This window comes from Longimonas sp. (assembly GCF_046498435.1).
Taxonomy (GTDB): domain Bacteria; phylum Bacteroidota; class Rhodothermia; order Rhodothermales; family Salinibacteraceae; genus Longimonas.
The window spans coordinates 1-8,372 of record NZ_JAWOAR010000343.1 but is presented as its reverse complement, the minus strand read 5'-3'; the positions used below and the strand labels follow the sequence as shown (position 1 = coordinate 8,372).

The 8,372-nt window shown below is 62.0% G+C and carries 7 protein-coding genes; all 7 read right to left on the bottom strand.

Annotation, left to right across the window (positions count from 1 at the left end):
• Positions 1–184 precede the first annotated feature (184 nt).
• The 7 genes from R6U20_RS13450 to R6U20_RS13420 all read right to left on the bottom strand — a co-directional run bounded on the left by R6U20_RS13450 (position 185) and on the right by R6U20_RS13420 (position 8,271).
• Positions 185–625: a HEPN domain-containing protein gene (locus R6U20_RS13450; protein WP_410338352.1), complete on the bottom strand. Its 441-nt coding sequence runs from the start codon at positions 623–625 to the stop codon at positions 185–187.
• Positions 626–634: 9 nt separating this feature from the next.
• Entirely contained in the window at positions 635–2,080 is a 1,446-nt protein-coding gene (locus R6U20_RS13445; RefSeq protein ID WP_410338351.1) for an alpha/beta hydrolase, read from the bottom strand.
• A gap of 66 nt (positions 2,081–2,146) precedes the next feature.
• Positions 2,147–3,229 (bottom strand): ABC transporter ATP-binding protein, encoded by a 1,083-nt coding sequence (locus R6U20_RS13440; protein ID WP_410338350.1) that lies wholly within the window; start codon positions 3,227–3,229, stop codon positions 2,147–2,149.
• A gap of 66 nt (positions 3,230–3,295) precedes the next feature.
• Positions 3,296–4,915 (bottom strand): ABC transporter permease, encoded by a 1,620-nt coding sequence (locus R6U20_RS13435; RefSeq protein ID WP_410338349.1) that lies wholly within the window; start codon positions 4,913–4,915, stop codon positions 3,296–3,298.
• Positions 4,916–4,951: 36 nt separating this feature from the next.
• Entirely contained in the window at positions 4,952–6,016 is a 1,065-nt protein-coding gene (locus R6U20_RS13430; protein WP_410338348.1) for an extracellular solute-binding protein, read from the bottom strand.
• A gap of 129 nt (positions 6,017–6,145) precedes the next feature.
• Positions 6,146–6,580 (bottom strand): hypothetical protein, encoded by a 435-nt coding sequence (locus tag R6U20_RS13425; protein ID WP_410338347.1) that lies wholly within the window; start codon positions 6,578–6,580, stop codon positions 6,146–6,148.
• 215 nt (positions 6,581–6,795) lie between these two features.
• Complete coding sequence (locus R6U20_RS13420) at positions 6,796–8,271, bottom strand: zinc-dependent metalloprotease (RefSeq protein ID WP_410338346.1); 1,476 nt, start codon at positions 8,269–8,271, stop codon at positions 6,796–6,798.
• Between the last annotated feature and the right edge of the window lie 101 nt (positions 8,272–8,372).

The window sequence follows — 8,372 nt, the reverse complement described above, 5'->3', positions numbered from 1 at the left end:
CCTGAATCGTACGGGGGTCCGGATATTCCCCCGTTTCATGTAATAAAAGGGCAGAATAGCCCCGTAACGCCTAACATATACTGGAGAAAATTACATAATGTGTAAACGATCCTTCCTCAAGTGGAACGAGGTCGCGCCGTCGGGCACCGTTCTATTTACGCATAGGGGGATCGCAATGTCAGTTCTAGCTTATTACGGGAAAGCAATCAACAGGGCTCCCTGGGCCTTCATAGCCGCTCTCATAGCGATTACAATGGTGATGGGATACTTCGCCCAGGATTTCGAACCTGTCATTGGGGACGCCCGGCCCAAATGCCTGGTCGGTGTACAGCGCCACCACGCCATGAGCGCCCAGCGCGTCGAGCATGCGGGCGCAATCGTGCGGGACGTTCTCCTCGGGCCAGGCGATCTGCTCAGCCAGATAGGCTACGTCATGGCTCGCGGGCGGCGGCGCTTCGTGCTGATGGCGGTACACCGCTTTGAGCGCCTTCTCAACCGCGAGATGCGCCAGCACCGCTGCATGCCGCGCAAATCCGCCCTGCAGCAGATGCTCGGCCGCCCGCAGATCGCACTGCGCCTGCGTCCACCACGTATCGGATGAGGCGTTCAGGTGAATGGAGGGCATGGCGCGGTGCTACTCATCGGCAGAACGGCGGTCGGCAGAATGCTCAAGAATCCATGTGGCGATGCGGTCGAGCACGTCGGGGGCCATGGTCTCCTCAATCTGTGCGTACTCGCTGGGCGCGCCGGTTTCGGCAGTCTGGAAGAGATGATTCAATGCGTCGAGCACTACCACGTCGTAGGTTGAGGTGGGGGCCGTGTGCAAGGCGGCTTCGAGCGGCTCGGCATTCATGGCGGGACGTACCTGCTGATCGCGCTCGCCCAAAAGCGCAAGTACGGGCTGGGTAAGCTGCTGCAGGTCGGAGGTCGGGTCGTACTGCACAAAAAAACGAAACCACGGATCCATAAGACTGCGGATTTCGCCCTCGACCATTTCGCCCTCTGCCAAACCGCTCGTTTCGGCGATGAACGCACGCAGATCGCTCACAATGGTGGTGGAGTCGGCATCTTGCTTTAAGATGTCGAACACGCGCTGCTGGACTTCCACCTGAGCATTCACGCGGCTGCTCTGCATACCCGCGCGCTCAGCGCTGGATGCGAGCTGATCGCCCAAGATCGCATCGCCGGGTATGCCGGGACTGCCCACGAGCACGAGAACATCGACCAGTTCGGGGTGGCGCGCCCCCAGGTATCCAGCAATGAGCCCGCCCTCGCTGTGCCCAACAAGGCTGATGCGCTCGGCATCGACTTCGGAGCGATCTTGCAGGTACGTGAGCGCGCCGCGTACGTCGTCGGCCAGCATGGGTGTGGTGGCGCCCCGCAGCGTGCTCTCGGATTCGCCCTGTCCGCGCTCGTCGTAGCGTAGCACCGCAATGCCCTGCCGCGTGAGATGGTCGGCGAGCACGGTGAGCGTTTCGTGACCTGCGGTTTCGCCGGTGCGCGTGTGCGGCCCTGAGCCCGATATCAGTACCACAGCGGGCACCGGTTCGTTGGCATCGGGATGCGAAAACGTACCGGCCAGCGTGTGCCCCTCTTCGGCGATTGTCGCGAAGGTCACGTCTTCGGTGGCGTACGGAAACGGCGCCTCGGGCTGCTGCGGACGGTTCACCTGCGAGGGTGTGTCGGTGCGGGCCAGTGTGAGGTTGGGTTCGATATCGCCCTGAATCCAGGTGCCCTGCACGGTGTCGGGGGCGGTGCGCACGCCTTCATATCGCCCGGCAATGGATGGCACGTCGAGCGTGAGGCTATCATCCGTAGCGGTGATATCGCCCAGCGGAATGTCCGACGCGCCCTGGTCGGGGCTATCCATGGTGCCGGTGAGGCCGCTGTCGGTGCGGTCAAGATGCAGTACCACGCGCAACTCCGCGCCAGGCACTGGCAAGAGTCCCTCCCAGCTTCCGGTCCACGCAGCTTCGGAGGTCGGGGCGTCGGGGCCCGACTGGGCATGTAGGGGGATGCTTAGGCCTCCGCCTCCAAGAAGGGCAGCAAACAGGGTGGCAACCAGCAGACGCGTTGACATAACGTAGGGGAGCAAGCAAAGCAGGACACATCTGCCTGTAACGAGCCGGGGCAGCGCAAGTGCCGGTTACGCAGACGTGTTGAGCTCAGCAGGACTGCTTTCGAGCACCACCCCCGGCTCCAGCGGGCGGATGTACACGTCGTCGCCGGGTTGGAAGGAGAAGCGGTTGGAGGTGTGCACGAGATACTCGCTGCTGTCGCAGGCCACGCGGTAGGTGATGTCGTGCCCTTTGAACGCGCGGTCGATGACGGTGCCTGGCGTGTAGCCGTCGGGGTCGGGCACGTTCTGCGGGGCAGCCAGCGTGAGGTGCTCCGGGCGCAGCGATACGAGCACGCGCCCCGAAGCCGGTCGGTTCAGCGGCAGGCGTCCGATAGGCGTTTCGGCTTCGGTGCCGTCGGCATCGGACATAAGCAGGTTGGTGCGGCCCAGGAACTGCGCTACGAAGAGCGTGCGGGGCTGGTAGTAGACCTCCTCGGGCGTACCCACCTGCTCGATGCGTCCGCGCCGCATGACGGCCACGCGGTCGGCAAAGGAGAGCGCCTCTTCCTGATCGTGCGTGACGAGGACGGCGCTTAATCCGTTGTCTTTGAGCAGCGTGCGCACCTCCTGGCGCGTGGTTTGGCGCAGCAGGGCATCAAGATTAGAGAAGGGTTCGTCGAGCAGTAGCAGCTCGGGCTTGGGCGCCAGAGCGCGAGCCAGCGCCACGCGCTGTTGCTGTCCGCCCGACAGGTGGTGTGGCGTGCGGTCGGCGTAGCCTTGCAGGCCGACCATCTGGAGCGCTTTGCGGGCGCGGCCTTCTTTGTCGGGCAGGTCGGTGTGGTAGCGGAGGCCGAACATCACGTTTTTGAGCACACTCAGATGCGGAAAGAGCGCATAGTCCTGAAAGACGAGGCCGATACCACGGCGCTCGGCAGGCACGTGGGTGTGAGCATTGGTCAGGATGCGGTCGCGCATTTTGACGGATCCGGCAGAGAGGCGCTCGAATCCGGCAATGCAGCGCAGCATCGTGGTTTTGCCACATCCGCTGGGGCCGAGCACAGCAAGGATCTCGCCATCGGCCACCTGAAACGACACCCGGTCGACCGCAGGTGGCCCCTCGGCAGTGTACGACTTTGTGATGCCGTCAACGGTAAGAATCGGATCGGTCATACCCAACGCACGGCTTGCAAGGGCCACGCGGCTATGCAAAAAGGATAACGGCCAGTGGATGGCTTGTTACGACATGGGAGCGGTGTGCGTTTGACGGCTCGTTGTTTTTTCGCGAACGAGCAAAAGTCCCACAAACAGCGCTGAAAAGCCCATGATGGCGAGTGCGTATGGCGCGGCGCGGCTGAACATGGCTTCGTTGGCATAGCTCCATACGTTCAGCGCGAGCGTATCGAAGCCAAGCGGCGACAGCAAAAACGTGAGCGGCAGCTCTTTCATCGCCGAGAGAAAGACAAACGCCACGCTCACGATAAGTCCAGACCGTAAGAGCGGAAGCGTCACACTCACAAAGGCGCGCAGCGGCGTGCGTCCGAGCGAGCGGGCGGCTTCTTCGATGTTGGGCGGTGCCTGGTAGAGTGCGCTACGGATGGGCCCAACGGCCTCGGCCATAAAGTGCAGCGCATAGGCCACCACGAGCAACCCGAGCGTCTGGTACGCAAAAGGCATAACTTGCAGGGTAAACACGATGAGTGCCAGCGCAAAGGCAAGCGGTGGCGTCGCATAGCCCAGGTAGGCAATGCGCTCCAGCCCCGCCGTCAGTTGCGAGGGCATGCGCACGCTTAGGTATGCCACCGGCAGCGCCAGCGCGGCAGCCAGGAGTGCAGCTGGAGCCGACGCTGAAAACGAATCCCAGAGTGCTGTGCCGAGGCCGCCCCACGGCACGCCGGTTTGTGCAGCCGAGGCCATCCAGTAGACAACGGTACCCGCGGGAATGACGACGGAGGTGAGCGCGATGCCCCCGACCACGCCGTAAGCCGCACCTGTCCACACACCAAGGTGAACAGGCGTAGCGGGACGCCCCGTGCCCGTGCCGGTGCGGTGGTAGAGCAGCCCCTTGAGCAGGCGCGCCTCCAAAAAGAGGATGGCGATGGTCAGGGCCAGCAGCATGAGCGCCAGGCATGCAGCGTAGATGCGATCGTACGATGCGGCGTATTGCAGGTAGAGCGCATAGCTGAATGTCTCAAAACGCATGAGCGACACGACCCCAAAATCGCCCAGCACGTGCAACCCTACGAGCAGGCCGCCCGCCAGAAACGCTGGGCGCAACTGCGGGAGCACCACGCGCCAGAACACCTGGGTGCGCGGGTAGCCCAGCGCCTGGGCCGACTCCTCGATGGCCGGATCGAGCCCCAGCAGCGCGGTGCGCAGGTTCAGAAAGAGATACGGAAACGTGCCCAGGCTAAGCGCTGCCCAGGCTCCCCAATAGCCGTGCAGCCGGTCGATGGGCAGCCCCACGACCTGATTGAGCACGCCCTGACTGCCGGTGGCCCCGAGGAGGGCGTAGGCCATCACGTATCCGGGAATGGCCAGCGGCAGCACGCCCAGCCACGTAATGATGCGCGTGCCCGGCAGGGTGGTGCGTGCAGTGAGCCACGCCAGCGGAAACGCCAGCAGCGTGGTGCCCACCAGCACGCCCCCCGTAAGTGCAATGGTATTCCATAGCAACTCGACATTGCGCATCCGAATGACAAGGCGGTACAGCACATCGGCCTCGGCTTGTGCCGCCCGCACGAGCAGGTAGACCAATGGAATGAGCACCCCAACGACGACAAGCGCGACCGGCACCAAAAGGTACCACCGGTCGCGCAAGTGGTCGTGCCAGAATGTTATCCAGCGGGGAGGAAGCACAGTACTTGGAGATCACCGAACGGACAAACCAACCAGCTACAGCAGTCCTTCACCGCGCAGCAGGTCGAGCGTTTCGTCGATGTTGCGGAGCTGCTCCAGATCGAACTCGGGGCTGGTTTGCAACGCTTCATCAACCGGCAGCATGTACGAAGGCACGTCAATGCCGTTCACCACGGGGTACTCATTCAAGGTTTCTGCAGCAAATGTCTGGGCCTCGGTATCCAGGAGGAAGCGCAGGAAGTCCTGAGCGGCCTCGGGCTGCGAACTGGTTTCGAGCACGCCCGCCCCAGTTACCAGCGCCAGATTGCCGACATCGCCATCCTCGAAGCGGTGGATATCTACAGGAGCTTCGGGATCGATATCGTCTTCATCTTCGACCTTCGCATCTCCATGACGCAGCCGAAGCACGTAGTAGTGGTTCGTGAGCCCGGCGTCGATCTCCTCGGCAGCCAGGGCCTGCAAAAGCGGGGTGTTCGAGTTATACGCATTCGGATCCAGGTTGTCTTCTACATCTCCCAGCCATGTCTGGGCATCGTCATCGCCGTGGACTACGCGAAGCGCCGTCACGAAGTCTTGAAAGCTGGAGTACGCGGGCGTCCACCCGAAGCGCCCCTCAAGGTCAGACTGCTCGGGCAGGTCGAGCACGGAGTCGGGTAGGTCTTCCGGATCTACGCGGTCGGTGTTGTACGCCAGGACCCGGAACCGTGCAGTGAGCGGCGTCCACTGGGCGCTGCTGGGCACAAAGTAATCGGGCAGGTCGAGCAGATCGTCGGGCAGATCGGTCAGGCGGCCTTCTTCGGAGGCATTGCCGAGGGCGCCGGTGGTGTTGGCCCAAAACACATCGGCAGAGCTTTCGTCGCCCTCTTCCGCGAGGGCCGCCAGCAGTTGAGCGTCGGATCCATAGCGGACTTCGACCGAGCGGTCGGTTTGCTCGCGGTATTGCTCAACCAGCGGCTCGACCAGCGCCTGGCTGCGTCCGGTATAGATGACAAGGTCGTCGTCTTCGGCGTCGTCACCATCGGTGCCGCAGCCTATGAGCGCCATGCTGCCGAGCAGCAAAGCCCCCACCATACTCCACACTGTCCATGTATTGCGTTTCATTGGAAGGTTCAGATTATTTGAGGAGTCAGTTGTTTAGACCTATTCTAAACAAGCGGATCCCCACAAAACAGCGGCTGGACAGATTCGAGCCATGATTTGGGCGAATTTCCATACGGGGGTTGGTGGGCATCAGGGGCTTTCATCGCTTTCGTAGAGCCGGATGCCAAGCGCAGCCCCCAGGCCCGCGGCCACACAGCCCCCAAACACGTCGAGCAGAATATTGAAGGTGTAGTAGTTGATGCCCCACTCCTGTTCAAAGGCATACAGCACTGCATCGTCGGGCGGTTGCATGAATGCGGGGGCTGGGTCGATAAACACGCCGATAATCACGAGCACGAGAAGTAAGAACTGCCGCGTTATCCCCACAATGAGCCCGGTAATGATGCCCATCCGAGAGCCTTCGGTAAGCGGAATGGCTTTTCCGGAGGCGGGCGTCCATAACCGGATAAGCAGGACGCCTGCCGCGAAGGATCCGACGAGGCGAAGAACCATCGCATCCACAAAAACAAGAATAAGGCCGAGGGAAGCACCGGCGATACATGCGGCGCGACGTTCACTGGTCATATGGAGTGAGGCTTCTGAAGAAGATGGAGCATCGGTAACAAACAAGATGCATCCTTTAAATGCGAATGCCCGGCGCATCAGATCGTAACCGATGTGCGATGGATCAATGTAGGTACGGACGTATGGGCGTGTGGAAGGATGGAGGAATAGAGGATGGATGGATGGAAAAAAGAAGGTGTGGGTACTCTTTTGCACCTCCGCACGTCCGCACCTAACTACAGCGCCTGGTCAATGCGCTCCAGGGTGTCCTCAAGATGAATGCGAGTCATGCGGTCGGATACGTCGGCATTGAGCGCCTCGGTGATCTCGTCGCGCAGGAGCCGGAGCTGGTCGCGCACCAGCGGGCGAATATCCGACTGGCTGATGTGGAGGTCGGCATTCAGCGGCGGGGTGTCGTTGCTGCCTACACGCAGATTGCCGGATGCGGGCGGCTCCCAGTGGTCGGCCTCGGCGTCGTGCAGCAGGTGGTGGGCCTGCTCCAGATACGCGCGCTGCATGTTGCGCCGATACGTGTCGATGGCCTCGCCCTGCTGCACCTCGCGCCACACCATGGCCCGCGCGTCGTCGAGCATGTCGGCGGGGCGATAGGTGTCGCTTCCCAGAAATGCCTCGTGCTCAATCATGCGAGCCAGGCGGGCGTGGTTGAGCAGGCGCTGTACGGCCAACTCCTGGTACGCCCGGATGCGCTCCACCGCGCCTGCGTGCTCGATGCGGCGCAGCAGATCCATATCGAGCGCCCAGTCGGGGGTCTGCAGAACATGCTCGCCAATGAAGTCCATCGCCTTCTGCTGATACGCGGGCTCAATGGGCGTGTAGACCCAGCCCTCCTCGCCGTAGCGCTTGTGGTGCGTCCACGACCCACCGACCGCCGACGCGGCATGCTGCGCATAGCGATTCCACTGCGTCAGGTTCTGCAGGTAATGGGTTTCCAGTTCGTAGTAGTCGTCGCCCTCGTCGAGCACCCAATCCATCAGGTTTGCGGTGGCGGTGCGCAGGTTGCGCATGCCATACTCGGCGGCTTCAACGGGATCATCGGAGATGCCCTCTGTCATCCGGTACGGGTCCCACTCCACGTCCATGCCAAACTGGGCGGTGGCCGAGCGAAACCACGGGTCGTCGGCCCGCTCCAGAATCCACTCGTTGAGCGTGTCGAACTCGTCTTCGGGCGTGGTGGCTTCGGGAATCGGGCGGTAGCCCCACATGATGGCGAACTCATCCCACACGCCGGCGCGCCGTTCGGGCGATACGCCATCGCCCGGCTGGGCCACGTAGTTGTAACGCGTGCGCCCGACCGAGGAGGCCGAGTGCCCGCGTTCCTCCACAAAGGTGGGACTGCGGAGCGAATCGACCGGATACACGAAGTTGGCGCGCTGGTTGTGCGGCAGGCCCAGCGCGTGGGCCATTTCGTGGGAGACAACGTAGCGCAGGGCTTCCCCCATATCTTCCTCGGCCAGTTCGTCGGTCTGGAACTCCGGGTTCGCCGTGGCTACCTGCGAAATGAGCCACCAGCGCAGCCGCTCGTCGAGGCCCTGGTACATGTTCATGTGTGCGCGGATGACCTCGCCCGAGCGCGGATCCACCACATCGCCCCCGGCATTGGCTGAGCGCACGGGCGTGGCTACATGGCGAATGACGTTGTAGCGCGCATCCAGCAGGCTAAACTCCGGATCTTCCTCTTCGGTGGGGGCCACTTTTACATTTTTGCCATACCTAACACTTTCTTTTTATCAAAGTATTTTACATGTATCTTTTTACTGTTGGTCTTAACTTGTGCTTTTGCTAAAGGATTATC